Source organism: Bacillus thermotolerans, from assembly GCF_000812025.2.
In the GTDB taxonomy this organism is placed as follows: domain Bacteria; phylum Bacillota; class Bacilli; order Bacillales; family Domibacillaceae; genus Quasibacillus; species Quasibacillus thermotolerans.
Genome location: NZ_JWJE02000053.1, coordinates 1 through 25,012 on the forward strand (window position 1 = coordinate 1; position 25,012 = coordinate 25,012).

At 42.7% G+C, this 25,012-nt stretch carries 29 protein-coding genes, 2 pseudogenes and 1 riboswitch; of the genes and pseudogenes, 13 read left to right on the plus strand and 18 right to left on the minus strand.

Features of this window, described 5'->3' with window-relative positions; genetic code table 11:
* Nucleotides 1-250: 250 nt before the first annotated feature.
* From QY97_RS15655 to pabB, 3 genes are all read right to left on the minus strand, one after another.
* On the minus strand, nt 251-700 hold the full coding sequence (locus QY97_RS15655) for a GNAT family N-acetyltransferase (RefSeq protein WP_039237603.1): 450 nt from the start codon (nt 698-700) through the stop codon (nt 251-253).
* Between the two features lie 38 nt (nt 701-738).
* Entirely contained in the window at nt 739-1,896 is a 1,158-nt protein-coding gene (purT, locus tag QY97_RS15660; protein WP_039237604.1) for a phosphoribosylglycinamide formyltransferase 2, read from the minus strand.
* Between the two features lie 102 nt (nt 1,897-1,998).
* Complete coding sequence (gene pabB, locus QY97_RS15665) at nt 1,999-3,753, minus strand: aminodeoxychorismate synthase component I (RefSeq protein WP_039237605.1); 1,755 nt, start codon at nt 3,751-3,753, stop codon at nt 1,999-2,001.
* 214 nt (nt 3,754-3,967) lie between these two features.
* Between pabB and QY97_RS15670 the strand changes: the two genes are divergently transcribed.
* From QY97_RS15670 to QY97_RS15680, 3 genes are all read left to right on the plus strand, one after another.
* Nucleotides 3,968-4,327 carry a hypothetical protein gene (locus QY97_RS15670; RefSeq protein WP_039237606.1) on the plus strand — a complete coding sequence of 120 codons (360 nt, stop codon included), beginning with the start codon at nt 3,968-3,970 and terminating at the stop codon, nt 4,325-4,327.
* A gap of 159 nt (nt 4,328-4,486) precedes the next feature.
* Complete coding sequence (locus QY97_RS15675) at nt 4,487-5,572, plus strand: hypothetical protein (RefSeq protein ID WP_039237607.1); 1,086 nt, start codon at nt 4,487-4,489, stop codon at nt 5,570-5,572.
* 254 nt (nt 5,573-5,826) lie between these two features.
* Complete coding sequence (locus QY97_RS15680; RefSeq protein WP_039237608.1) at nt 5,827-6,444, plus strand: LysE/ArgO family amino acid transporter; 618 nt, start codon at nt 5,827-5,829, stop codon at nt 6,442-6,444.
* Between the two features lie 58 nt (nt 6,445-6,502).
* Here QY97_RS15680 and QY97_RS15685 read toward each other — a convergent pair whose 3' ends face one another.
* On the minus strand, nt 6,503-7,333 hold the full coding sequence (locus QY97_RS15685; protein ID WP_039237609.1) for a GDSL-type esterase/lipase family protein: 831 nt from the start codon (nt 7,331-7,333) through the stop codon (nt 6,503-6,505).
* Nucleotides 7,334-7,526: 193 nt separating this feature from the next.
* Between QY97_RS15685 and QY97_RS15690 the strand changes: the two genes are divergently transcribed.
* Nucleotides 7,527-7,829, plus strand: a complete 303-nt coding sequence (locus tag QY97_RS15690; RefSeq protein WP_039237610.1) for a DUF6509 family protein — start codon at nt 7,527-7,529, stop codon at nt 7,827-7,829.
* 109 nt (nt 7,830-7,938) lie between these two features.
* Here QY97_RS15690 and QY97_RS20740 read toward each other — a convergent pair whose 3' ends face one another.
* The 8 genes from QY97_RS20740 to QY97_RS15725 form a co-directional block, all read right to left on the minus strand.
* Nucleotides 7,939-8,097 (minus strand): hypothetical protein, encoded by a 159-nt coding sequence (locus QY97_RS20740; RefSeq protein ID WP_166701707.1) that lies wholly within the window; start codon nt 8,095-8,097, stop codon nt 7,939-7,941.
* Between the two features lie 175 nt (nt 8,098-8,272).
* Nucleotides 8,273-9,307 (minus strand): ribonucleotide-diphosphate reductase subunit beta, encoded by a 1,035-nt coding sequence (locus tag QY97_RS15695; RefSeq protein ID WP_039237611.1) that lies wholly within the window; start codon nt 9,305-9,307, stop codon nt 8,273-8,275.
* Between the two features lie 12 nt (nt 9,308-9,319).
* Entirely contained in the window at nt 9,320-11,548 is a 2,229-nt protein-coding gene (locus tag QY97_RS15700; protein WP_039237612.1) for a ribonucleoside-diphosphate reductase subunit alpha, read from the minus strand.
* A gap of 207 nt (nt 11,549-11,755) precedes the next feature.
* Nucleotides 11,756-11,933: riboswitch (cobalamin riboswitch) on the minus strand.
* Between the two features lie 85 nt (nt 11,934-12,018).
* The gene (locus QY97_RS15705; RefSeq protein ID WP_052725912.1) at nt 12,019-12,432 is read right to left on the minus strand and encodes a sporulation protein; all 414 of its coding nucleotides are present in this window, start codon (nt 12,430-12,432) and stop codon (nt 12,019-12,021) included.
* 133 nt (nt 12,433-12,565) lie between these two features.
* Nucleotides 12,566-13,240 (minus strand): metal-dependent hydrolase, encoded by a 675-nt coding sequence (locus tag QY97_RS15710; RefSeq protein ID WP_082090209.1) that lies wholly within the window; start codon nt 13,238-13,240, stop codon nt 12,566-12,568.
* A gap of 61 nt (nt 13,241-13,301) precedes the next feature.
* Nucleotides 13,302-14,225 carry a DMT family transporter gene (locus QY97_RS15715; RefSeq protein WP_039237614.1) on the minus strand — a complete coding sequence of 308 codons (924 nt, stop codon included), beginning with the start codon at nt 14,223-14,225 and terminating at the stop codon, nt 13,302-13,304.
* 251 nt (nt 14,226-14,476) lie between these two features.
* Nucleotides 14,477-14,827 (minus strand): SunI/YnzG family protein, encoded by a 351-nt coding sequence (locus tag QY97_RS15720; protein WP_039237615.1) that lies wholly within the window; start codon nt 14,825-14,827, stop codon nt 14,477-14,479.
* 195 nt (nt 14,828-15,022) lie between these two features.
* Complete coding sequence (locus QY97_RS15725; RefSeq protein WP_039237616.1) at nt 15,023-15,223, minus strand: cold-shock protein; 201 nt, start codon at nt 15,221-15,223, stop codon at nt 15,023-15,025.
* A gap of 311 nt (nt 15,224-15,534) precedes the next feature.
* Here QY97_RS15725 and yhfH (QY97_RS20085) point away from each other — a divergent pair, with 311 nt between their 5' ends.
* The 3 genes from yhfH (QY97_RS20085) (at nt 15,535) to yhfH (QY97_RS20095) (ending at nt 16,078) form a co-directional block, all read left to right on the plus strand.
* Nucleotides 15,535-15,669: a protein YhfH gene (yhfH, locus tag QY97_RS20085; RefSeq protein WP_082090210.1), complete on the plus strand. Its 135-nt coding sequence runs from the start codon at nt 15,535-15,537 to the stop codon at nt 15,667-15,669.
* Nucleotides 15,670-15,740: 71 nt separating this feature from the next.
* Nucleotides 15,741-15,875, plus strand: a complete 135-nt coding sequence (yhfH, locus tag QY97_RS20090; RefSeq protein WP_083965887.1) for a protein YhfH — start codon at nt 15,741-15,743, stop codon at nt 15,873-15,875.
* Nucleotides 15,876-15,946: 71 nt separating this feature from the next.
* Nucleotides 15,947-16,078 (plus strand): protein YhfH, encoded by a 132-nt coding sequence (gene yhfH / locus QY97_RS20095; RefSeq protein ID WP_082090211.1) that lies wholly within the window; start codon nt 15,947-15,949, stop codon nt 16,076-16,078.
* Between the two features lie 76 nt (nt 16,079-16,154).
* Here the strand turns inward: yhfH (QY97_RS20095) and QY97_RS15730 are convergent, their stop codons facing one another.
* Nucleotides 16,155-17,681 carry an FAD-dependent oxidoreductase gene (locus tag QY97_RS15730; protein ID WP_039237617.1) on the minus strand — a complete coding sequence of 509 codons (1,527 nt, stop codon included), beginning with the start codon at nt 17,679-17,681 and terminating at the stop codon, nt 16,155-16,157.
* Between the two features lie 192 nt (nt 17,682-17,873).
* Here QY97_RS15730 and QY97_RS15735 point away from each other — a divergent pair, with 192 nt between their 5' ends.
* The gene (locus tag QY97_RS15735; RefSeq protein WP_039237618.1) at nt 17,874-18,488 is read left to right on the plus strand and encodes a YitT family protein; all 615 of its coding nucleotides are present in this window, start codon (nt 17,874-17,876) and stop codon (nt 18,486-18,488) included.
* Nucleotides 18,489-18,532: 44 nt separating this feature from the next.
* Here QY97_RS15735 and QY97_RS15740 read toward each other — a convergent pair whose 3' ends face one another.
* Entirely contained in the window at nt 18,533-19,483 is a 951-nt protein-coding gene (locus QY97_RS15740) for a metal ABC transporter solute-binding protein, Zn/Mn family (RefSeq protein ID WP_039237619.1), read from the minus strand.
* Between the two features lie 386 nt (nt 19,484-19,869).
* Here QY97_RS15740 and QY97_RS20875 point away from each other — a divergent pair, with 386 nt between their 5' ends.
* Both QY97_RS20875 and QY97_RS20745 read left to right on the plus strand, forming a co-directional pair.
* On the plus strand, nt 19,870-19,959 hold the full coding sequence (locus QY97_RS20875) for an aspartyl-phosphate phosphatase Spo0E family protein (RefSeq protein ID WP_083965889.1): 90 nt from the start codon (nt 19,870-19,872) through the stop codon (nt 19,957-19,959).
* A gap of 186 nt (nt 19,960-20,145) precedes the next feature.
* The gene (locus QY97_RS20745; RefSeq protein ID WP_166701706.1) at nt 20,146-20,292 is read left to right on the plus strand and encodes a hypothetical protein; all 147 of its coding nucleotides are present in this window, start codon (nt 20,146-20,148) and stop codon (nt 20,290-20,292) included.
* A gap of 58 nt (nt 20,293-20,350) precedes the next feature.
* Here the strand turns inward: QY97_RS20745 and QY97_RS15745 are convergent, their stop codons facing one another.
* Both QY97_RS15745 and QY97_RS20105 read right to left on the minus strand, forming a co-directional pair.
* Nucleotides 20,351-20,899, minus strand: coding sequence for a GNAT family N-acetyltransferase (locus QY97_RS15745; RefSeq protein WP_039237620.1), 549 nt, complete (start codon nt 20,897-20,899; stop codon nt 20,351-20,353).
* Between the two features lie 57 nt (nt 20,900-20,956).
* A pseudogene (locus QY97_RS20105) lies at nt 20,957-21,124 on the minus strand (IS3 family transposase); the annotation flags it as partial.
* Nucleotides 21,125-21,209: 85 nt separating this feature from the next.
* Between QY97_RS20105 and tnpA the strand changes: the two are divergent.
* Genes tnpA through tnpC form a run of 3 tightly spaced genes read left to right on the plus strand, consistent with a single transcriptional unit; the run spans nt 21,210 to nt 23,525 of the window.
* Nucleotides 21,210-21,539 (plus strand): IS66 family insertion sequence element accessory protein TnpA, encoded by a 330-nt coding sequence (gene tnpA, locus QY97_RS15750; RefSeq protein WP_039235790.1) that lies wholly within the window; start codon nt 21,210-21,212, stop codon nt 21,537-21,539.
* Complete coding sequence (tnpB, locus tag QY97_RS15755; protein WP_039235788.1) at nt 21,536-21,892, plus strand: IS66 family insertion sequence element accessory protein TnpB; 357 nt, start codon at nt 21,536-21,538, stop codon at nt 21,890-21,892. The genes tnpA and tnpB overlap by 4 nt, the downstream gene beginning before the upstream one ends.
* Nucleotides 21,893-21,950: 58 nt before the next feature.
* Entirely contained in the window at nt 21,951-23,525 is a 1,575-nt protein-coding gene (gene tnpC / locus QY97_RS15760; RefSeq protein WP_039235786.1) for an IS66 family transposase, read from the plus strand.
* A 408-nt stretch (nt 23,526-23,933) separates the two neighbouring features.
* On the opposite strand, the gene QY97_RS15765 is transcribed toward tnpC, so the two are convergent.
* Nucleotides 23,934-24,563: a hypothetical protein gene (locus tag QY97_RS15765; RefSeq protein ID WP_052717148.1), complete on the minus strand. Its 630-nt coding sequence runs from the start codon at nt 24,561-24,563 to the stop codon at nt 23,934-23,936.
* A 151-nt stretch (nt 24,564-24,714) separates the two neighbouring features.
* Nucleotides 24,715-24,921: pseudogene (locus QY97_RS15770) on the minus strand (protein rep); the annotation flags it as partial.
* Nucleotides 24,922-25,012: the final 91 nt, after the last annotated feature.

The following is a 25,012-nucleotide window of genomic DNA, read 5'->3' on the forward strand; positions in this document are numbered from 1 at the left end:
GACAAGCTGATGGGAAGCATCATACATGTGAAGATAGAACGCCCGGTTTTGTTCAATTTCCTGGTAGGTGTGAGAAAAGAACATAAAAAAATCTCCTCTTTCACGTATTCTGAGGAGATTCTACATATTTTTTCACTGTTTGTCCATTGACAGAAGACTTTATCAACAGAATGAAAGGCCATTACACATTTTGGTGTAATGGCCTTTGTTGCTAGCTCTTCTCCTTGCCTTTTAGCCGAATGGAACGGGGTTATATTTTCTTCTCAAAGAACGTTAACGAAGCCCCATCATCTAAAGTCACTTCTTTTATTGTTTGAAACCCGCTTTTTTGGTAAAGCCGGATAGCCGGAATGTTTTTTGAACCTGTGGACACTTTTACGGTTTTTACAGCTTCTATTTCTTCAACAAAACTCAAAAGCCTTTTCGCTATTCCTTTTCTAAAGTGGCCGGGGTGGACCATTAGGCGGTGTATATCCAGTTCTTCTGCCTCTATTTTTAACGAAATGACACCGCATAGCGTACCATCCAGATAATAGCCAAAAAACGTTTCGCCACACTGCTGCAATGTTTCCACTGTATCTTTTAATGGCGGTATGTCGGCATATCCAATGATCTCCGCTTCTGCATGATAGGAAGGGATTTGTACGGATAAAACTTCTTTCGCTTCAATCGAATTCGTGATGTCCAGCTTTTTAATCATTATAACCTCTCATTAAACAGTCAAAGCTGTTTTCTTCATTACTGCTCTGCCTTTAAGAAAGAGAGCGCTTGAGCGGCCCTTTCTCTCGCTACTTCCACCGTTTCAGCAGTAGATAAAGCAACAGCTATCCGGCGGCCTGCTTTAGTGACAGGCTTTCCAAACACACGCACTTGGGTATTTGGTACTTCTAGCGCCTGTTCCACACCGCTTACTGTATAATCATTCCACTCTTCTTCGGCCTTTAACGGACGGCTCGCGCCAGGGGCAGTTTGCACAATGTCAGTAATCGGGAAGCCGAGAATGGCCCGGACATGCAGCGCAAACTCAGAAAGGTTTTGTGAGACAAGTGTAACTAAGCCGGTATCATGCGGACGCGGGGATACTTCGCTGAAATATACTTTATCTCCGGCAAGGAAGAGCTCTACGCCAAAGATGCCATAGCCGCCAAGCTCATCCGTAATCGCCTGGGCAATTCTCTTTGCTTCTTGAACTTGTGCTTCTGACATCGCATGGGGCTGCCATGATTCAATATAATCACCGTCCTTCTGCAGGTGACCGATCGGTGCACAGAACATCGTACCATTCGTTGCCCGCACAGTAAGAAGTGTAATCTCGGAGTCAAATGGGATAAATTCTTCAATAATGACCCGGCCGTTTTGTACCCGGCCTCCCTCCATTGCCACATTCCAGCTGTTCTCCAATTCTTCTTCTGAACGGCATACAGTTTGCCCCTTACCTGAAGAACTCATGAGCGGTTTAATGACGCAAGGAAAGCCAATTTCCTTTGCTCCCTGAATGAACTCCTCATATGTATCGGCAAACCGGTAATCAGCTGTCGGCAATTCAAGTGTTTCAGCCGCTAAGCGCCGGATGCCTTCCCGGTCCATCGTTAACTGGGCGGCTCGCGCTGTCGGAATCACACGGAAGCCTTCTTTCTCCAGCTTGACGAGTTCCGCTGTTGCGATCGCTTCAATTTCAGGCACAATCAGATCAGGCTGTTCCTTCTCAATGACCTCCCTCACTTGATTGGCATCCAGCATATCAATGACATAGCTCCGGTGAGCGACTTGCATAGCCGGCGCATGATCATACCGGTCTACCGCTACTGTTTCCACGCCTAAGCGCTGTGCCTCGATAACGACCTCTTTCCCTAATTCTCCTGAGCCTAATAATAAGATTTTTCTCGATTGGTACATGTAATCACTCTCCTTCTTCTCATTTTCTTTATTATAGACGAACTATGAAAGAAATAGAATAACAAATCGTTCGTATTTTTATTTTTCTATTAAAGAGTACTATTAAGTAAACTGCACCTGTATCCATTTTCTTACACTGTTAATGAACCAAGCCTTCTCGCTTCGTTTTAAATCGGCAGCCGTTAATACTTTCTCCTGGACCTTCCCTTCACGGATTAACACCTCACGAAATGTGCCGGCAAGCAAACCGCTGCTGACAGGCGGTGTCCACAGCTCCCCGTCTATTTCTAAAACAAGGTTGCCGTTCGTAAATTCAGTCAGCTCTCCTTCCTCATTCCAGAGCAGCACATCAAAATGTTCTGCAGACCTCGATTGAAACTGAGAATACACTTCTCTATTCGTTGTCTTATGGTATAAGAAGGGGTTGTTCTTTCTTAATGGTTCATCAGCAAGGATGACCTGCACCGGCTCCTCGAATGGTGCAATCGGTGCGCCCTCGACGATCACTTCTCCTGCCTTCGCTAACAGGCACCGAACCTTCCACGTTCCGTCCTTACGCTGGTTCGTAAAATTTTGCAGGGCCTGATTGACACGTTCCTGATCAAAGCGAAAGCCGAAATAGGCAGCCGTGTTCTTTAGACGATGGAGATGCTCGCCCAGCAAAAAATACTTTCCATTCTCCAGCCGCAGACTTTCAAGCAGCTGGAAGTCCGGCCTTTCCACACCCAATAAGCTTGCTTTGGCAAGAACCTCCTCATACTCTCCCTCACTGGTAGAGTCCCATGTAATTCCTCCCCCGACGCCATATTCTGCTTCACCCGTCGATTGATCGATTATCACCGTTCTAATCGGCACGTTAAAAGTCGCCTTCCTATCAGGGGTAATATAGCCAATGGCTCCGCAATACACCTCACGCGGGGCCGTCTCTAGATCCGCGATAATGCCCATCGTGCTGATCTTTGGCGCACCGGTAATCGACCCGCATGGAAAAAGCGCCTTGAACATATCAACTAATGTCACGGTTTCTTCTACCTCTGCTGTGACGGTTGACGTCATCTGGTGCACGGTAGGGTAGCGCTCAATATCAAAGAGCTGCGGGACAGTAACCGTTCCGGACTTCGCAATGGAGCCTAAGTCATTGCGAAGCAAGTCAACAATCATAATGTTTTCAGCCCGATTTTTCTCTGAGTGATACAGCCACTCGGCATTCGCTTTATCTTCGTTAAAGGAATTTCCTCTTTTGACCGTGCCTTTCATGGGACGGGTCGTTACCTTACTTCCTTCCCATTGAAAGAACAATTCCGGTGAAGCAGATAGAATACTGTGTTCACCAGTGTTTACGTACGCGCAATATTTAGAAGCCTGTCCTTTTTTAAGCTTCTCGAAAAACGCCATGTCATCTCCTTGGAATTGTGAACGAAGGCGGATCGTATAGTTCGTTTGATACGTATGGCCTGTTGCGATCGATTGCTTGATGGATTCAATCGCGTCATTGTATTCTTCTGTACTGGTGAGCGGCTCCCATGGTGAAAGCTCATAAGCACCCGAACTGGAAAGAGTTTGCCGCTCCGGCTCCTCAAATATGCCAAACCAAGCGAGCGGCATTTTGCTGCTTTTATGAACTTGATAAGCGGAGTGAAAGGCAGGTGCACTCTCGTATGTAAGGAAGCCTGCCGCGTAATACCCTCCTTCTATGGCCTGTTCCACCATTTCAAGGCAAGGTACGACCTCTTCTATTGTATAAGCACAAAACACCTTAACAGGAGACCTAAATGTCATGGGCTCTACTTCTCCATTCACTGTCGAAGCAAATTCAAAAGATAAAAGCACTGGTTGTGCAGGTTGTGTTATATTCATCGTTCTCTTCCTTTTCAACTGTTCTCATGAATATTATAAAGGCAACTCCCACAAAAAACAGTCTATCCTCTTATAAACTCTTTTTATAGACTTTTATTGAATTTTACACACTGTTATTTTGAAAAATAGGCAGACGCCCTGCCTCTTCCCTTTTCCCCGCATATGGTATAAAGAAGTTTAAAAGCCCAAAAATGCAAAGGAGAGAATGTGTACGATGAATTTTCATCCTTATCCTTACCACCCCGGCTACTACCCGCAGGCCATGGACCCGTACAGAGACCACTCTTATATGCCGCCGACAGAGGATCATAGCATGGAGCGCCAGCCGCCTGCTTTAGAAAGAAGAATTACGGCTGTTGAGAGAGAGAACGAGCGGCAATCAAGAGAAATCAACCGCTTGAACCAGGAGATTAACCGCATCAACCAAGAGATTAACCGTATTAATCGGGAACTCACACGACTAAGCCGGAATGACGAACGCACTACCCGGCGGTTAAACCGGTTAAACCAGCGGCTCCGTGCGGTAGAGGGACGATTAAATATTCCTTATTCCGCTACAGAAGACGGATTTTAATATAGAAAGAGCGAGAGGCATCCTTTGCCTCTCGCTTTTTTTAACTAAGCATGTACACAACCTATACAAATATGTAACAATTTTTCAAATAAATAACTAAAGCACATGCTAAAATAAATACTAGGAACCACGTTTTCCAGAAAAGGAGGAACGGCAGACATGTTTACTTTGCGAAAAACCAGATGGTTATCCTTTGGTGTTTTACTTCTTTTTATTCTCGCTTCAAACGTTCTCATTTACCGGTTCGATGCGCTAGCCCCCCTTCCTAAAGAGGTGGCGTTAGGCTCTCTCATTGATTTAATCATCCTTCTTCCCCTCATCACTTATTTTCTGATTTTAAGAAAACGGCATTCACTTAAATATCTGCCGCTTGTCGCGCTTGCCGGGTATGCCATGGCACTTCTGATTATTCCCGACGGCTTTCTTGCTCCGTACTCGTTCGTCAGCTATATCCTGCTGATTGGCGAAGGAACGTTCATTATGGTAGAGCTGTATATTGCTTTGAAGATAATCACCAAGCTTCCCTCCATCATTAAGAGCTTTCGCACAGCTCCTTCATACATCCCGTCGTTTTCCTATCGAATGGAGCAGGCTTTACGCCAACATGTGGCCCCGTCCCGCTTGCTCGACGTCATTTCCTCTGAAATTACCATGCTCTATTACAGCCTTTTTTCATGGAGGACGAAACAGCACCAAGTGCCGCTGAATACCCAGACATTCACTTATCACAAGAAAACCAGCGCCATCGCCTTCTATATTATGGTTGCTCACGGGCTCGTACTGGAGTCTGTCGGCTTCCACTTTTTGCTTCACTCATGGAACGAAGCTATTGCCATTATCTCATTGCTTTTGAACCTTTACACACTTCTATTTCTCCTAGCCGAAATGCGTGCCATTACCTTGTGTCCTTTCATGATGACCGATGAACATTTATACCTGCAGGTGGGCATTCGAAAACAATTGATCGTGCCGATTGATGAAATTAAGAGCTTCCATTATTACGACGGGTCAGAAAAATTATCAAAAAATGAATCCAGCCATCTCTTTGACGCGGTGCTTACCGATTTCACAAGAGAAAAACCTACATTTGAAATTGAATTTCATACCCCTCAGGAAGCTGTGTCCATGTATGGCTTTAAGAAAAAGATAACAAAGGCCCATCTTCGAGTCGATGAGCCCGAGGCATTCTTCCAATCCTTAAACAAATATGTACAGGAAGTTAATGACTGCCAAATGAATAGCTGAGGCGCTTTCCTCGTTGTCTCAAGCTGCGGATACATCAGGTAAAAATCCGGTTTACCCGCAGCTTTATTATGTTTTAAACTAAAAATGAAAAGGTGCGACGGATCCCCAACCAGCAAATTCCTGAGTTTTCATTCTAAAGGACTCAGGGAATGAATGACACAGCCATTAAAGGAGGCCTTTAATGGCTGTAAGTATGGGTGTGCGGGGTCTTTCCAATCGTTCCTAGCTATTTATTAATAAAGGGAGACTATATTATGCTAGCTGCACTGCTTCATGGAATCGTATTGGCCTTCGGGCTCATTCTTCCCCTCGGTGCTCAAAATGTGTTTGTATTTAATCAAGGAGCTGCTCAGCCAAGGTTTAGAGGGGCACTTCCCGTTATATTAACAGCTTCACTCTGTGATAGCTTCCTCATTTTATTAGCTGTTCTAGGCATTTCCATGATCGTCCTGTCTTTTCCCGCCCTGCAAATAGCGCTCTTTTCTATCGGGCTGTTTTTTCTTCTCTACATGGGATGGTCCGTCTGGAGAAGTGACCCGGCAAACTTAAGCCAAGATGAAGCAGCTATGCCGCCTAAGAAACAGATTCTATTTGCTATGTCCGTATCTCTTCTTAATCCCCACGCCATCCTCGATACAATCGGCGTGATTGGCACCAGTTCTCTTAGCTATACGGGGTTGGAAAAAGTAGGGTTTACTGTTGCCTGCCTTATCGTTTCTTGGTGTTGGTTCTTTGTTCTTGCCATAGCCGGAAAGGTTATTGGAAATTTTGACACTGAGGGAACACTTCTGAAAATAATAAACAAAGCATCAGCAGCTATCATATGGGGAGTCGCTTTCTACATAGCTATTGAGCTGTACGGGATGTTTTAGAGAAAGTTTTCTATTAGCTGAAGCAGCCAGGACAAAGTCCTGGCTGCTTCTCATCGTATTAAGCTGATTCCACCTCTACAAACACCTTTTGCTGAAGCTGTTTTAGCATTTGATCAGACAAAGCCTGGTAGCCAAGTGCATTCGGATGCACCCCATCTGCTGATAGGTATTGCTGGTGATTGCTGTTAATGACTTTTGTTGTTTCCAGTACAATAGAGTGATCATACTTGCGAGCGGCTTCATATATTTTCACATTCCACTTCGGAAGAAGCTGGTCCGCAAGTGAATAGTATTCATGCCCCTTATCTAACGGGTTGTACATTTCCAGGAAGACGATCGTTGCTTGCGGATTCACTTCCCTTATTCGATCTGCCATGGATGTTAAATTGTCGATGAAAGTGGCCTGCATAGAATGAAAGTCCTGGACAATATTTCGATAATCCCCTTCATTTAAGGCTAATGCCTGTAAAATATCATTGCCGCCCACACTAATGGTAATCAAATCCGCCTCTTTTATATGAGTATCAAACTCTCCATTCTGCGTAAGGCGGTTTAAATCTGTGCTTGCGATGCCTGGAATGCCTTGATTTTGTAAAACGACTGATTTTCCTGTTTTTTCTTCCAGCTGTCGGGAAAAATAATTGACGAAGCTTTCCTGCTCTTCCGATCCGATCCCTGTTACAATAGAATCGCCGATCGCCAGGTGAGTGAGGCGCTCCTGGTCTACCCTGCTGAAATATTCCACATATGAAAGGGATGCCTGAGCGGATGAGGGAACGGCTTCTTCCTTCATTTGCTGGATTTGATAAACAGGGTAATATAGCCATAAACCGAGAGCGGTAACCGCTATAATCAACAAAGAAAAGACCCATTTAAAAAACAGTCTCATGTTCCTCTCCTTCCTATTTAAACGAGTATTATACCAAATAAGTCCAAGAATGAAAGGTCATTGTTGTCACCAACAGTGTAGACGTATTTACTAGGAAACATACAGCTTTGTTTCTTTTTTTCAAAATGGTTATCTATAAGGAAATCATGGTAAAATAAGCGAAGCAATCTATTTGTAAAGGACGGGACAATCTATGGAAATTACTCACCACACAGTTGAAAAGCTTGAAGATCCATTCGGCCTGCTAGAGGGCGACCGATATGAATTTCATCTCTATGCAAACGTCGATGAAGAAGATGACCTATATTCTGAAGCAGGCTTTTTAGTCCGCGTATTATACCTTGCAGACAAAGAAGAGGAAAAAATTCTTCACTATGAAATACGAGAGAGAGAAACCGGTAATGTGCTGGATTTTGAATTGGAGGAAGAAGAGGAAGAGCTGATAGCAGCGTACTGCCAGGCTCACAAAGAAGAGACAACTGAGGAGAACGAATAATAATGAACCCCGCCTGCGCTTATTCTTCCTGCTGGCGGGGTTAATACATTGTTTCGACTATCGTTTCCGTTCTAATCACGTCCTTCAATATCTTGTTACGCTAAGTCTCTTAATACACTTCATCGTATTCCACATCGACCGAATTTAAATATTCATGAAGCTGCTCTTCTGTTAAGTGTGAAATAAAGCGATGAAAGCTGATCGATTCCATTTCATAATTTTGACAGCTTTGCATGTATTGCTCATAGGCTTCACGATACATATCCATCTTGCCACCCCCTCCTGTTATAGTACAATTTTATTTTATATAAATTAATGTATAACAGATGAAATAAATTGTCAATAACTACTCTCCTTTTACCCCGAATATTCTGAAAATAAACCTTTTGTAACAAAAAACCGGTCTTAGCTCAATTATAAAGACCGGTTTTTCCTTTCATTATTTATAACTCATCAAATCCGTTAACATCACTTGTCTTCGTATAAGCGCGGGACCGTTGCTCAAAGAAGTCCGTCTTACCTAAGTCAACCTCTTGATAAGCAACAATCCAGCGCATCGGATTTGTATGGTATCCTTCAAAAGGAGCTGAGAATCCAAGCTGCTTCGCCCGTTTGTTAGCCATAAATTTAATATAGTCTTCTAACTCGTTCATTTGAATTCCGTCAATCTTGTGGCCAATAATGAACCGTCCCCACTCAACCTCCAGCTCTGCCGCCTGCCGAAACGCCTCCTGCCCGTAAGCTTTTAGTTCTGGCGTATCATATAAAGGATACTCCCTTAATACTTCTTCAAAAATTTTCACAAATAAATCTACATGCAGCTGTTCATCACGGTTAATGTAATTAATCATTGTGCTTGTGGCGACCATTTTCTGGTTGCGTGCAAGGTTATAGAAAAAGGCGAATCCTGAATAGAAGAAAAGCCCTTCTAAGATCACATCATAAATAATAGATTTCAAGAAATGTTCCACAGTAGGTTCCTCAGCAAAAGCCGCATAGCCGTTTGTGACAAACTCGTTCCTCTCCCGCAGAATCGGCTCCGTACGCCAAAAGTCAAATACCTGATCCTGCGTCTCTTTATCAGCTATGCTCGATAACACATAGCTGTATGAATGGTTGTGGATTACCTCCTGCTGGGCCAGGATAATCATCAGAGCATGAAGACTTGAATCCGTCAAATAATCGGCCGCTCTTCCTGCATAATCAGTTTGTACACTATCAAGTAAGGCCAGCAGGCCGATAATTTTTAAAAAGGCGTTTTGTTCATCGGCCGACAGCTCGGGAAACTGTTGGCGGTCCTTTGTCATATTAATCTCAAAAGGCGTCCAAAAGTTGGCAAGCATCCGCTTGTACTTGGGGTAAGCCCAGCTAAACCGCACGTCGTCCCAATTAAGAATATTAGAGCTTCTTCCATTCAGGATGCCCGTAGAACGATTCGGTGCATCCACATCTACCAGCTTTCTCTTTTCCAGTTTCATTTGTCTTCCTCCTTATGAATGGCAGCTTTCGCAGTCGTCAATGGCCGAAGCTGTCGAACGGATATAGTACGTTGTTTTCAACCCGGACTTCCAGGCGTCCATATGAAGGTCCAGCAGCTCTTTTGCCTTAATATCATTGCGCACATATAAATTGAAGGATACCGCCTGGTCAATGTGACGCTGCCGCTCGGCGTTTTGTCGTATGCTCCAGTGCTGATCGATCAAATAAACCGATTTATAATACCAGGTCGTTTCAGGTGATAAATCAGGCGCCGTCACTGGAATTTTGTATGTCTTCTTCTCCTCCATATACTCCTTGCGAAAAATGGGATCAATTCCCGCTGTTGAACCAGCAATTAACGCTGTAGAGGAATTAGGGGCTACCGCAAGTAAGTATCCATTCCGAAGACCTATTTTTGCCACTTTCTTTTTAAGCCGCTGCCAGCGATCGGAGGTGTACCCTCTTTGTTCAAAATAACGTCCTGTCTCCCATTCAGATCCTTTAAACGCCGGATAAGTCCCTTTTTCTGCTGCCAGGTCAGCACTCGCCTGTATGGTTAAAAAAGCGATTGTTTCATAGAGCTCGTCGCAATAGCGGACTGCTTCTTCTGATTCCCAGCTGATCCCCTTCAGCGCAAGCAAATGCTGCCATCCGAATGTTCCGAGACCGATCCCCCGGTATTTCTTATTTGTAAGCTCGGCTTGAGGCACAGGGATCGTATTGACCTCTATGACATTATCAAGCATTCTCACTTGAATTGGGATTAGTCTCTTTAGCACACCGTCCGTTACCGCCCTTGCCAGAGAAATGGATGAAAGATTGCAAACGACATAGTCGCCGGGATCTTTTAGAATCATAATTTTCCCATCTTCTGTCTTCTCTTCCTTGACTACCGTTGGGCTCATATTCTGGCAAATTTCTGTGCATAGATTGCTTGCATAGATCATGCCGGCATGCTTGTTTGGATTAGCCCGGTTCACCGCATCCCGGTAAAACATATAAGGTGTGCCTGTTTCAAGCTGAGAAATCATAATTGCTTTCATAATTTCGATAGCCGGCACTGTTTTACGGGACAAGCTTGGATGGTTGACACATGCGTTATACCGGTCCCGGAACGTGCCCGCTCCTTTCTGCTCATCGAACGAATCCTCCAGGGAGAAGCCCATCACCTTTCTCACTTCATGCGGATCGAATAAATGCCATTCTTCCCGCTTCTCTACGGCTTCCATGAATAAGTCCGGTACAGTAACGCCAGTGAATAAATCATGCGTTCTTCGGCGTTCGTCTCCGTTATTTAGCCGTGTTTCCAGGAAAGAAAAGATGTCCTTATGCCACACGTCGAGATAGACAGCGATCGCTCCTTGGCGCTGACCAAGCTGATCAACCGATACCGCTGTATTATTCAGCTGCTTCATCCACGGAATAACCCCCGAACTGACATGCTTGAACCCTCTAATGTCACTTCCCTGGCTGCGGACCTTTCCTAAGTAGATGCCGATCCCCCCGCCGTTTTTGCTCAAGGTCGCTGCATCCGTGTTCACGTCGAATATGCCTCTTAAGCTGTCATCCATCGTGTCAATGAAGCAGCTTGAAAGCTGGCCGTACGATTTGCCAGCATTGGCCAGGGTCGGTGTCGCGGTCGTCATGTATAAATGAGACAGCGCCCAGTACACTTCTTCGATGTAGGCGAGACGCTTATGCTTCGGCTCATGGATCATCAGCGCCATCGCAATGATCATCCATCTTTCCTGAGGAAGCTCAGCTGTCCTTTTATCGAGTGTTCTTGCTAAATACCTCTCGCTGAGTGTCACCACTCCGATATATGTAAAAAGCTCATCCTTTGCCGGATCTATCATCCTGCCTAGCTGTTCTATTTCTTCCCGGCTATACGCACCTAACAGTTTTGCGTCATACACACCCTCCTCCGTCAGCAGCTGCAGCAGGGCAAAAAAGTCACCGTAGGCTGTATGTGGCTGTGTCTGTCTTGTTTGAGCCGCCTGCTTATACAGCTCACTTAAATACAAACGGGCTGCTACAAAGGTCCATTGCGGCTCTTGGCTTGAAATTCGTTCCACTGCCGCCTGTAAAATCAACTTGTGAAGCTGTTCCTCTGTCCACTCCCGCTTGGCTTCTAAAGCGGCCCCTACTTTATGACGAAAGCTGTCCAAGTTTACATCAGGAAATTCATCCCCAATTTTCTGCATCGTTTCTTCCGCGATGTTCTGTACTGTTTGAATCATTCATGTTCCTCCTAAACAGAAATAAGTTTAGAAAGAGATTTTTTTGGCCACAAAAAAACCATCTTTCTGAGCGAAAGATGGGATCAAGTGCGAAGAAATAAATAATAAAGATGATGAAAGCAGACAGATACCACGTATGTGACGCTCGGATTGCCTGCCGAACAAAATCTTTCGTTCTCCGCGCTTTCTTCCCAACTCCCGAAGAAGAATAAACGCTGTAAAAGGGCAGGTCTCCTGGCTTATGCTTCTCTCTTCCGCGCTCCTTCCCGTTCTGCGAACAGTGGCTTTATCCGCGGTCGTCTGCACTTACAGTTGCGGGGACAGCTTCGGCTTCTCACCGAATTCCCTATTAAGCTGCATCAGCACCCTTTTACTAATAATACTAGATATTGAGTTTAAAATAAAAGAAACACAAAATATAGTGTCTGAGTAAAAGTATAACAATCCTCTCTGCTTTCCGCAAGCAAAGATTATACCTGGCTTAAAATAATGACTTCATCCTCATCTGAAGGGTCAAGCCCTTGACCAATTACTGCCGTTGTTTTCAAGAACGTCTTGTGATCCCCTTCTGTAACTGGATGATTCGAATCCAGCTCTATCGAGAAAGGAATAGAGATCTCCTCCTCCGGCTGGATGTTTCGTTCAATAGGTAACACAAGCTCCTTTAGATCCTGTATCCGGTGGGAAAAATCACTGTCGGGATTCACCTGTTCATAATGATGCGACAGGGTTAAAATAATCGATTCTACAGGCTGCTCGGACGGACCACCCTTAATAATCACCTTTCCCTCTGCCTTCTCCCCTTGTTTCCATTCTTTTTTAGCTAAAATCGTATCTACTTCCGCCCCACCGATTCCAATACTGGATAAAAACTCTTTCCACATGTAACATCTCCCCTTTTTTCATATCGTTATTTATTCATTATTCCCGGCATGGAACAGCTTAATCTCCTGATATAAGCTGGATTTTTGAATTTTTCACTTAGTGAATTAAAAAATATCTAAAAAGCGCTCTTTGTTAAAATTCTTTTCTAAACAGGGGCAAGAACCATTTGACCCCTTTTTTATTCGCCGGCCAGACCTTCATGTCCGCGACTAAGTGGCTCAAATAAGCAAGCGTCCCGGCCAAAAAGCTTCCTTCTACATGCATGCTCTGTTCAAAATGCCAGGCAATCGCTGAAAAGCACGCTGCTCCTATAAAGGAATGAGTTAACGTACGGTGTGATAAGAAGGAAGAAACAGCGATAAAGACACTTAACAAAAGCAGCCAGAAGATATCCGTATACCAAGCCACGGCACCTAATGCAATTCCAGTAAGGAACAGCATCGTCCGCTGCTTAATGAACAACCTCGGCAAAAATATAAGACAAGCGCCAATCGCCATTCCGCCTGCCGCCGCCACTCCTCCCAATAGAAAATAGCTGTACCCGATTAACAGCAAGCCAGCTAGAGCGAAAAATAAAATAAGCCATTTCTTCGAGATCGTAATCCGGTTAGATAATTTACCGTTTACATCTAAATCAGGAGCAAGCCCGGCTACGGCGCCAATGCCAATTAATGAGGCGGTCGTCAGCGGATCTGTCTGCATATAAAATGACACACCCAGCCCCACCGCTCCTCCGATGGTTAAATGAGAGGATCCTTTCACCCATATACACCCTTTCTTTCCAAGTACCACTAGTATATCAAACAAACGTTCTTCCTCATAAAAAAATCAGGAAAGAATAAGAATTTCCCTTATTCCTCCCTGATTCTTATACAGCTGATTTTTTTTTGCTCTTTTCTATATATGTCTTCGGCACTTTTGTCGATAAGTATACCCCTGCTGCAACGAGCAAGCCGCCAACCCCCTGGTACCAGGCTACCTGTTCTCCTAGAAGCAGGACAGCAAAAATCGTAGCGAAAACCGGAATAAAGTTCAAAAATATACCCGCTTTGCCTGCCCCTACTTCCTCGACTGCCGTATTCCAGCAAGTGAAAGCAGCAATAGAAGCAAAGATACCGAAGTACAGCATGGCTCCAATAGAAGATACGTGCCAATGAACAGCCCGTTCATATACAAACAGCTCTACTATGGAAAATGGCAATAGAATGATAATCCCTATACAAATACAGACAAAAAATGTCGTATAGCCCGGAAGCCGGCCGGCGAACTGCTTTACAAGCATGGAATAGATGCTCCAGCATATCACCGCTGCTACCATTAATAAGTCTCCGCCATTAAAGGACAGCGATAAAATATTCTCAAGGCTCCCCTTCGTCAAGATAAACAAGACACCTGCGATGGAAAGCACAGCCCCGACCGCCTGAAAACGATGAAGACGATCCTTTAAAAAGAGAAAGGACAAAATAAAAATAAGAATAGGCGTAGACGAATTAACAAGCGATGCATTAATGGATGTAGTATGATGCAAAGCAACGTAAACAAATGAGTTAAAGCCTGCTATACCCGTCAGCGACATAACAAGAACAACCGGCCAATGCTGGCGGATAGCAGGCCACTCGGATGGGAGCCTTTTGTAAACGAACGGAAAGAACACAACAAGCCCTATGCACCATCTCAACAGCGAAATGGTAGACGGAGGAATATCATCAGCTACAGCCCGCCCCAGAACAAAGTTTCCGCCCCAGAACACCGTCGCCAGAATAAGAAGCACATATGGAGAAGGCTTTTTCATGCATTTTCCTCCTTTCTGTAACAACATTAAAAAAATTCCGGCCATTTTTGCCGGATAAGTATGTACTATGCAGCCTCAAGGCCCATTCATTACGATGACCGTACATAGCCGCTTTGATTCGGCTCTTCTCACTTGCTTTTTTATTCAGGCTTATTATAGCATATTTTTCTTTACTCAGTAGCCGGCCTTTTATATGTATATTGCTTATAATAAAATTATGTAAACAAAAAAACGAGTAGCGGGTACTCGTTTCAAATAACTTCTGCTTTTGTAGAAACACGTCGGTTTCTTCCTTTTAATTCCCTCATAAGGGTTCGAGCATTTTTCATTTTCACTAAGTAAGATATGTTTGAGCGGGTAAAGATCGCTACGTTCTCTTCTTTCCCAGCGAGTGCATCTATGTTCAACCAGGAAGACTGTTTCTTTGTTTTCCCGATTCTTGTCACTTCTACGATATCTTTTAGAGGAATATTGATGTGATTCATGTCGTCTTTTACGATAAGCATGTCGCTATCAATTTTATAGTTGCCGGAGTGCGTTCTCCGATGCCAAGCGTACCACCCGAGAACCAATGCGCCTGCGAGAAATAGCAGTAATTCCACTGTTCGTCACCTCCTCTGTTCCCATACGGCGCCATTTCAATTTCATTTTTCCCTTTGTTCTAATGTTACCCGCTTTTCTTTATTTTATCCGTCAAATAGCCTGTTTTATGCGAACAAAGCTGTTTTCTTTTTTTGTAAAAACGCCAAAAAGACGATGCCTCAGCATCGCCTTTTCATATATGTTTATATCGGTTATTATTGTTTTTCTACGTTAGCAGCTTGTGGTCCACGTGGTCCTTCAACGATTTCGAAAGAAACGCTTTGACCTTCTTCTAATGTTTTGTAGCCTTCGCCTTGAATAGCTGAGAAATGTACGAATACATCATCTTGTCCTTCTGCTTCGATGAATCCGTAGCCTTTTTCTGAGTTGAACCATTTAACTTTACCTTGTAACATATAAAATTCCTCCTTGAGCAACATGCACTCATATTTCTTGCTGTTTCTTACTATTTCAAGACGAAAACAATTCTATTCATGTTCTGTTTTGAAACCAGTTAAACAACTGTTATTACTATACCATTTCTTCTTAGAAATAGCAAGAAACGATCCTTACGCTATAAATTTATTTCTCCTTCGGCAGAGAAGGACTATTTTACTATTTTTCAGAATATTTAATAATATTGTTTACATTCCATCAAATAGTTAATATACTGTATTACAACAGAAAACAAATAAAAAACCTGTACCATAAAAGGAGGACATTGCTAATGATGAGTCCGTTAGAATTTTTCCGTACTTTGCCGCCAAAAACCTGTCCTGAATGCGGGGAGCATATGGAGGAGCAAGCCGAATCCTACATGCTGGAATGTGACCGCTGCCTGTCGAAGCGTGAAGAATATTAATTTTTTTGCCCAATCTGTTATAGTACATTAACCGAAAATTAAACTTGTATTATAAAAGGAGGACGTTATTTATGATGAGCCCGTTAGAGTTTTTCCGTACTTTGCCGCCGAAAATCTGTCCTGAATGCGGGGAGCATATGGAGGAGCAAGCCGAATCCTACATGCTGGAATGTGACCGCTGCCTGTCGAAGCGTGAAGAATATTAATTTTTTTGCCCAATCTGTTATAGTACATTAACCGAAAATTAAACTTGTATTATAAAAGGAGGACGTTATTTATGATGAGCCCGTTAGAGTTTTTCCGTACTTTGCCGCCGAAAACCTGTCCTGAATGCGGGGAGCATATGGAGGAGCAAGCCGAATCCTACATGCTGGAGTGTGACCGCTGCCTGTCGAAGCGAGATGAATAAGTATCCCGTCCCTACTTAAATAAGCTGACTTTCCACATAAATAGATGTGAAAGTCAGCTTTTTGTGAAATATTTAGCTATTCCTGCCAGCTTTCATTTCCAAGCTGCCCCAGGTTTTTTAGCGGCTTTTTAGCTGGCCCCTCTACTACTTCCCCACTGACAGAAAATCTCGAGCCATGGCATGGACAATCCCATGTACGTTCTGCTCCATTCCACTCGCATTCACAACCCATATGAGTACAAGTCGTATCTACTAGGTGAACCGTTCCATCAGCTTCCTTGAAAGCGCCCGCTCTTGTACCATCCCAATTCACTACGACGCCCTTATTCACAGGAAGCTGCTCTTCATCCTGGAAGAAATGCTCCAGCTTTCCTTTCACGAGCATGGCTGCCACGTCGCTTTGCTTTTTCACAAAGTTAGCCACGCTTGTCATTCCCTTTAAGCGATGCGGAGTGAATAATTCACTATAACGGTTTTGCTTATTTAAAATTAAATCTGACAAGAGATTCGCAGCGATCACGCTTGAGGTCATGCCCCATTTTTTATAACCAGTGGCTGTGTAAATATTTTCGTTTTCTTCATCGCCCGATTTTCCAATGTAAGGAACATCATCGAGGGTGAATAGATCCTGCGCTGACCAGGAAAACAGCTTCTTCTCGATACCGAATTCCTTTTCCGCAAAGGCCTCTAAGTCTGTGTAATGATCTTCTGTCGGCTGGCCTTTTCCTGTTTTGTGGCCATTTCCCCCGATGATTAGGATCTCTTCTCCTTTATATGAAGCAGACCGGATGGACCGTCTCGGCTTCTCCGCTGTTATATACATACCGCCTGGGAATGGTTTTTTCGGCTTAATAGCGATCACATAAGAGCGCTCGGCATGCATTTTCGCAAAGTAAAAATCCTTGTCATAAAAAGGAAAGTGACTCGCAATAACTAAGTGATCCCCGACCGCTTTTGCTCCCGATCTTAATGTGACAGTTGGCTTTTCTCCCTTTTGAACCTCTTCAGCGGGAGAATGCTCATAAATGCTGCCCCCATTTGCCTGGATATAATCAACAAGCGGCTTTAGAAATTTCAATGGATGAAACTGGGCTTGTCCATTCATTTGCAGTGCTTGAAGAAACGGAACCTTCCAAGGCATGGACTCGGTGAGCCCTCCGTCTATGCCGAGCGTCTGATAACTTTTCGCTTCTTTCATCATTTTCTCTCGCTGGGCTTCATCGTTTGTATAGACGTAAGCTGTTTCTTCCTTCCAATCACAATCGATTCCCTCTTGACGAATCGTCTCTTTCACCCAATGGATAGCTTCCATATTTGCTTCGTAATACTGCTTAGCTTCTTCTTCACTGAACGCACTGATCATTTGATCATAAAACAAGTGATGCTGAGCCGTCAGCTTAGCTGTTGTGTGACCCGTGGTACCGTTCATCAATTCATCCGCCTCAAGCAAGATGACCTTCTTTTTTGCCTTCGTTAGTACGTACGCTGTTAAAATGCCCGTAATGCCGCCTCCTACGATGACCACATCTCCAAATGCTTGTCCATCAAGAGCGGGAAAGGACGGCAGCTCAATATTTTCTCTCCATAGTGGTTCATGATGCATGTACCTTCTCCTCCTTTCAACTTTCCATTTATAAAAATAATGATTAACAGGAACTCACTTTATATGTTTCCTTGCTGAAGGAGAAGTATGCCAATCCCTGAAAAATTTTCTTTCGCTGTATGAGGACGGATGTTTATTTATAAACAAATATGTTACGGTAAATAGAAAGACAGAGAGAAAAGGGGATTTGGAGTGACTATAGGGTTTCGTTTAGCTGGTTTCACGCTTGGAGCATTTATACAAGGACTAGCCATGACTTTCTTTTTATTTCCGCATCACATTTCTTCAGGAGGAGCGGCAGGGATCGGCATTATTTTAAATTACTTATTTCATACGCCGTACGCTGCAACACTATGGACGCTGAACGCTGTTATGATTGCTGCAGCCTTGAAGTGGCTAGGAAAATCAAGCGCTGCCGGTACAATGTTTTGCGTATCTGTGGCTTCCTTGACGATCCATTTCTTTTCTCCATTCGTCAAAGGGCCTCTCGGTTCAGTGATTTTCGACTTGGGGATAGGTGCCGTTATGGTTGGCATTGGACTCGGCATTTTATTCCGTCTCGGTGCCTCTTCAGGAGGAATGGATATTCTTGCTTTAATCATTTCTAAATGGAAAGGATGGAAGACTGGCAGAACGCTTTTTTATATTAATTCCTCCATCCTGCTTCTAACTGGTCTAATCGTTGATATTCGCACCATTTTTTACGCGGTTGTCTGTCAGTGGATCGCCAGCCGGGCCATCGACTGGATCGGCTCCATTTCTATAGAAAAGCAAGTGTTTGTGCGTCTGTTTGCCCCGCATAAATAAAAGAAAAGGTATTTCCATCTATCCTGGAAATACCTTTTCTTGATTTATTCCTCTGTTGCTTTTTGAAGCGTCTGAATGTTTTTCTCCATAAGAGTGAAGTAGTTCTCTTCCTTGGCTATATCTTCTTCCGTTAACACGGATAAGTTATGAACCCGCAAAGCTTCAGCATTTAACTCCCTTTGCACGACCTCTGCCACTCTTGGTGTCACATTCTGTTCGAAAACAACATATTTTGTGTCGTGGGCTTTTGCCGTTTCGATTATTTCTTTCAGTTCCTTTTGCGACGGTTCACTCGTCGGAGACAAACCAGCAATGCTGACTTGTTCAAGCCCGTATCTTTCCCAATAACCAAAAGCCGCGTGAGAGACAATAAATTCCTTCCGGGAAGCAGCATCCGCCATTTCCTGGAATTGTCCATCAAGCTCAGAAAGCCTTTTCTTCAGTGCCTGATAATTTTGTTCAAACTCATCTTGATGCTCAGGACGCAGCTCAGAAAGCTCTTCTTTCACGACCTCCGCCATCTGCGCAGCGAGCTGCGGATCAATCCAAATATGAGGGTCTACACTCCCATGATCATGCCCCTCATGCTCTTCATGTTCATGATCAGCATGCGGCTCTTCAGCTGTTTCCTCTAAATGAACTTGATCACCTACTTCAACAATCCGAACTTCTTCAGCCTCTAGCGATTGCTGCAGCTTATCACCAAACGGTTCAAGTCCCAGCCCGTTATAAAGAAATAAATCGCCGCCTGCAATATCCATCATCGTTTTCGACGTGGGCTCATATGTATGCTCATCTACTCCGGCCGGAAGCACACTTTTCACGTTTACAAGGTCTTTTCCTATTTCCTGTGTAAAAAAGGTTAACGGATAAATCGTTGTATAAACCGTTAACTCACCTGTTTGTTTTTCTTGCTCGGCAGCCTCTTCCTTGCCGCATGAGGCTAACATAATACCAACCATTAATATAAAAGCAACTTTCCATAAACGGAACAATACTCATTCCTCCTTCGCCCCGCGATTCATAATCTAGAAAGATTATATCGAAATGATTACGTTTTGTAAATAATAATCATTTCGATTTATTATTTTGACAATTTACTTTTATGATCCCGCTTCAAATTCTTCCATATTTCGAGCCTCACTTCTCCGGTTATGGACTGGAAAAAGCAAGCGGTGTAACTTTTGCGGAAGTTCTGTCGAAACTCTTTTTCTTTTCATTAAAATAAGTATAATATATCCAAAGGCAATGATACCTATTTATATTATTTTATGAAGATTAGGGGCAGATAGAGAGTGATGACGCAGGAAGCTGTAGAAGAATTAGTTAAAAGCATTAATGATGTGCGCCGTACTATGATTGTCACCGGGCTCCGCAAGGGCTGAATGATGATGAAACATTAAGATACAGCAAAGAACTAGACAAGCTCATCCACAAATATCAGCTTGCCGTATCTCGTTTTAGTTTGTAGCTAATACCCAGGGCAGCTCCTGACTTTTTATGCTTTTCCTTTTATAAAATACAAGATTGTATACAATCTGAAGTCAGAGAGCTGCTGTAAAAGCCTCCTTTTGATTCAGCCTACTCGTTATTCGTTCCCATGCGGCGTGATTGTTTCATAAGTACATGATGAAACAGCAGCAAAGGAGAGTTAAAGTTGATTTCCATTAAACTGATTAGTTACGAGCTAAATCGTTTAATCGAGGACTATGACAAGTGCAGGAACTTTACTATTAAAGAACAAATTTACAGCGATATTAAGCTGCTTAGCGAGGCTTTGCTTTTAATTCGCCGTTCAACATAATCCGCCTCTTGCGGCAATGCCGAGGAGATGCTGCAAGCCCATGTTGATTGGGCTTTTTTTATTGGCTCACTTCTTCTTGAATAGAGTCTTTCCATGCTTCCCATTCCGATTTAAGAAGCGACATTTCTATGTTATCCCAATATTCGCCATCTACTTTGCAGGTTTGCCGCTGAACGCCTTCTTTCTTAAATCCAAATTTTTCATAGCAGGAAATGGCTGCTTTATTAAATTCAAATACACCGAGGCTGACACGATTCAACTGCAGCTCATCGAAGGCCAACTGCAGAATTTGCTCAATCAGCTGTTTTGCGATCCCTCTCCCCCGCTGATTTTTGTAGACGAGCACGTAACTAATTCTCCCTAACTCATGTACATAATCAATCTCGCGCAAAGCAATATGCCCGACTGTTTCTCCCGTTAATTCATCGGACGCTTTAAGTATATAACTTCCCTTCGCCCTCTCTATTCTCATGTACTCCTTGAGATGCTCCTCCGTCAGTGGATATTGATACGCCCGTCCCGACCATTGTGCCATCAAACGTTCCGAATCTACTTCTTCCAGTAGGCCAATAATATCTTTCTCAGTAAAAGAAATTAAGTTAATCATCGCATCCGCTCCTAATCTGGATTTGAGTCAATAATTTGGACACAAAAAAGTTAAGTCTTAGGCTGTTCTTCTAATTTGATCCTCAATGGCTTGAGGTGTTTGATAGCCAATACTGCTGTGAATTCTCTTTCGGTTATACCAGCCTTCTATAAACTGAAATATGGCCAGCTTTGCAGCTAGGTAGTCCGTGTATTGCGTATGATAAACTTCTTCTTTCTTTAATATAGGTAAGCGTCAAACAATGAACACCTATTATTAAATATCCGTTCTTGAGATAATCTCCTTAGAAAAAAATCTGGAGGTTATGCCAATGAACGATGCTAACAAAAGAATAGAATGGAAAGCTAGGTATGATGCTTGGGAAGCAAGTGGTTTAAGTGCAGCCGAATGGTGCCGCAACGAAGAAGTGAACAAGCACCAAATGTACTACTGGATCCGTAAGTTTAGGGAAGATGCAGCTTCGAAACATGAGCCTCCATCTGGTACAAAATGGCTTACCGTTAATATGCAAAATACTCCCTCAGGTCATAGGAACGAGGAACCTGTATTTATTCATGTTGGTACGCTTTCTGTTGAAGTCCGGCCAGGAACTGACATGAAGTTACTATCTCATGTGGTTCGTGTACTACAAAATCAATGATATTCAATGCGAACTTTGAACGGGTTTATCTTGCGCGTGGAAGTACAGATCTTCGTAAATCCATTGATGGCCTCGCGGTTATTGTAAAAGAATGCTTCGATTTAGACCCTTTCTCGCCCTGTCTATTCGTTTTCTGTAATCGAAAACGAGACAAACTTAAGATTCTACAGTGGGAGAACAATGGATTTTGGCTCCATTATAGAAGATTAGAGAGAGGTACGTTCAATTGGCCGTCTGATCAAGATGAGGCACCAATGGATATCAGTCCCCGCCAACTACGCTGGCTATTAGACGGACTATCTATTGAACAGAAACAAGCGCATCCAGAAGTGAAAGCACGTACCATTCTATAAATCAAGAAAAATGAGAATCTGACTAGTCAATTCGGGTTCTCTTTCGTATAATGAAACTATGAAAAATACAGACACCAAAAATCAGGAATCAATTGAATACTATAAAGAGCGTAACGAAAAGCTTGAAATAGAGAAGGAAGCTTTGGAAGCAAAGCTAAAATGGTATGAGGAGCAATTTCGGTTAAGTCAACAGCGTCGTTTTGGTTCTTCCAGCGAGAAGACCAATCCAGATCAACTTTCCCTTTTCAATGAAGCTGAAGATACTGCGAATCCAGAAATCGAAGAACCAACGCTCGAAACCATTACGATTACACGAAAAAAGCGAGATCGTCGAGATGATAAGTTTGAAAACCTGCCTACAGAAACGATTGAATATCGTCTATCAGCTGAGGAACAGGTCTGTTCGTGTTGCGCTGGTCCTCTACATGAAATGAGTACGCAAGTACGCAGGGAAATAGAAGTCATCCCGGCACAAGTGAAACTGAAGGAACATGTACAGTATGTATATGGTTGCCGTCATTGTGAACGGAATGAATTGGAGACTCCAATTGTCACAGCGAAAATGCCCGCTCCTGTTTTCCCTAGAAGTTTGGCATCCCCATCTGCGATGGCATACACGATGACACAAAAATACGTGGAAAGTATGCCTTTACACCGCCAAGAGAAACATATGGAGCGATTTGGCATTTCCTTATCCCGGCAAACCTTATCCAATTGGATACTCTATGGAGCCAATACCTGGTTAAGTCCCATCTATGATCAGATGCGAGAACATCTCCTGAAACAGGATATTTTGCATGCGGATGAGACGAGCCTTCAGGTCCTTTCGGAACCCGATCGGCCAGCCACTTCCAAATCTTATATGTGGCTTTATCGTACAGGTCGGATGAGTCCTGCAATCATCTTGTATGATTACCAGCGTACTCGTGCAGCCAAACATCCTTCCCGATTTCTGAAGGATTTCCAGGGATATATCCATGTGGATGGCTATGCAGGTTACAATGGTATAGCTGGAGTTACCTTGGTTGGTTGTTTGGCGCATGCCAGACGCAAATTCACGGAAGACCTTCAGGCTCTTCCTGAATCGGCGAAAACAACCCACGTAAAGGCGAAGGAAGGTCTAGCATTCTGTAACCAATTTTTCGCTATTGAACGTGAATTGAAGGACGCCAGTCCTGAAGAACGCTATAAAAAACGCTTAGAACGCAGCCAGCCCATTTTGGATGCTTTTTCAGCATGGCTCCGTGAACAAACCCCCCGGGTATTGCCGAAAAGTGCACTTGGGCAAGCAATCAAATATTGTCGTAATCAATGGGACCGTTTAGTGGTATTTTTAGAGGATGGTCGTCTGGAAATCGATAACAACCGGGCGGAACGGTCTATAAAGCCGTTTGTGATCGGAAGAAAAAACTGGATGTTTAGCAATACCGCAAAGGGAGCTAATTCCAGCGCAATTATTTATAGCATTGTGGAGACGGCGAAGGAAAACGGATTAAACCCATTTAATTACCTGAAATATTTATTTGAACAGCTGCCAAATATGGACATGACTGACAAACCGAAATTGGATCAACTACTACCTTGGTCACCGTCCATTCCAGCGGAATGTCGTGTACCAAATAAAACTAAATAAATCATAACAATAGTCCACATCTAAAACTAGGTGTGGATTATTTGACGTTTACAAAAAAATCCGGCCTCCTTCCCAATTTTTAGAAATGGAAAGAAAGCCGGATCAGCTATGAACTTCTATGTATAAAACTTCGGCATGTTTTACGGATCAAATGACGTAGATCGGATCATTAAACATTATTTATATTCAGTTTTTAATAAAATCATCTTTTATTCCTTTTTAAAGAAAATATCTAGTATTATCAAAATAATGCAACCTACGAGGATTAAAACCGAGACTAAAGTTGATAAGAAATCACTCCCCAAATTTTTATATATAGAATATATTTGGAAAATAATTAATATAATAACCGCTAATTTAAATGGTAATGTTTTAATCGTCATCATCCCCCTCTTACCTTTTTAAAAATCAGGTACAATTATTGACAACATTTGATATATTAAAGAAATCAAGAAAAGCATTTAATGTATCTTGAGGAAGTCCCTTAGCAGATTCATTTACAGCTGCTTTCCAAGCATCTTTTGTTCTATAGTTCCAACTTTTATACTTTTTATAGCTTTTATAGATTCTATTAACAGTTTTATTAACTCCACCAAGAAAATCAATAGCTTTCTTTAATTTAGTAATTTTAGATAAAGGAAAACCAACAGTTCCAATCATCAATCCAACAGCAATTATACAGTCTGTAACTCCAAAAGTAGTTATTAAATCACTATTAAAAGCTTGCTCCGGAATTTCTACATCTAACTCTGATAATGATGGAACAAGTAGATTTTCACCTTCTGCAATAACTTCTACACCTGTTTTTTTAGTTAACCAATTAGCAACCTTTTCTGCCCCCTGTTTTTCAATACCGGATGGTAATTCCTCAATCCCTTCCATAAACTTAATAAAATCACCATCTTCCGATAATAGTTCCTCTAAACTATCTTCCTTAATTAAATTGTTAGTACTAGCAAATACAGAACTAGGTATCAAACTAACTAATAATGTTAATACCATACTCATAATAATAAATTTCTGTAATTTACCTTTCATAATCATTCCTCCTTAAATTATAAGAGTTGTCTAAATTTAATCATTATAAAAATACCACATAATAGACGACATATAAACACTTTTTTCCAAATTTTATAACAATTTGATATTTAGAAAAAGTAAGTCGTTTTAAAACGACTTACTTTTTCTATTAACCTATATTTTTAATAAAGTAATTTTTCCTTTTCCAATTCCATACAGCAACTATACTAAAAGCATCTTCACTAGCTTTTTCTTCATCATCATCCGTATGAATTAAATCACCATCTTCAACATCATCTAAATTTAATTCCTTATGAACTTCTTTTAACAACCCGCCATATGAGATTAATCGTTTCCGATTCAATCCCTCTTCCAGTGGATTTGAGTCAATAATTTGGACACAAAAAAGTTAAGTCTTAGGCTGTTCTTCTAATTTGATCCTCAATGGCTTGAGGTGTTTGATAGCC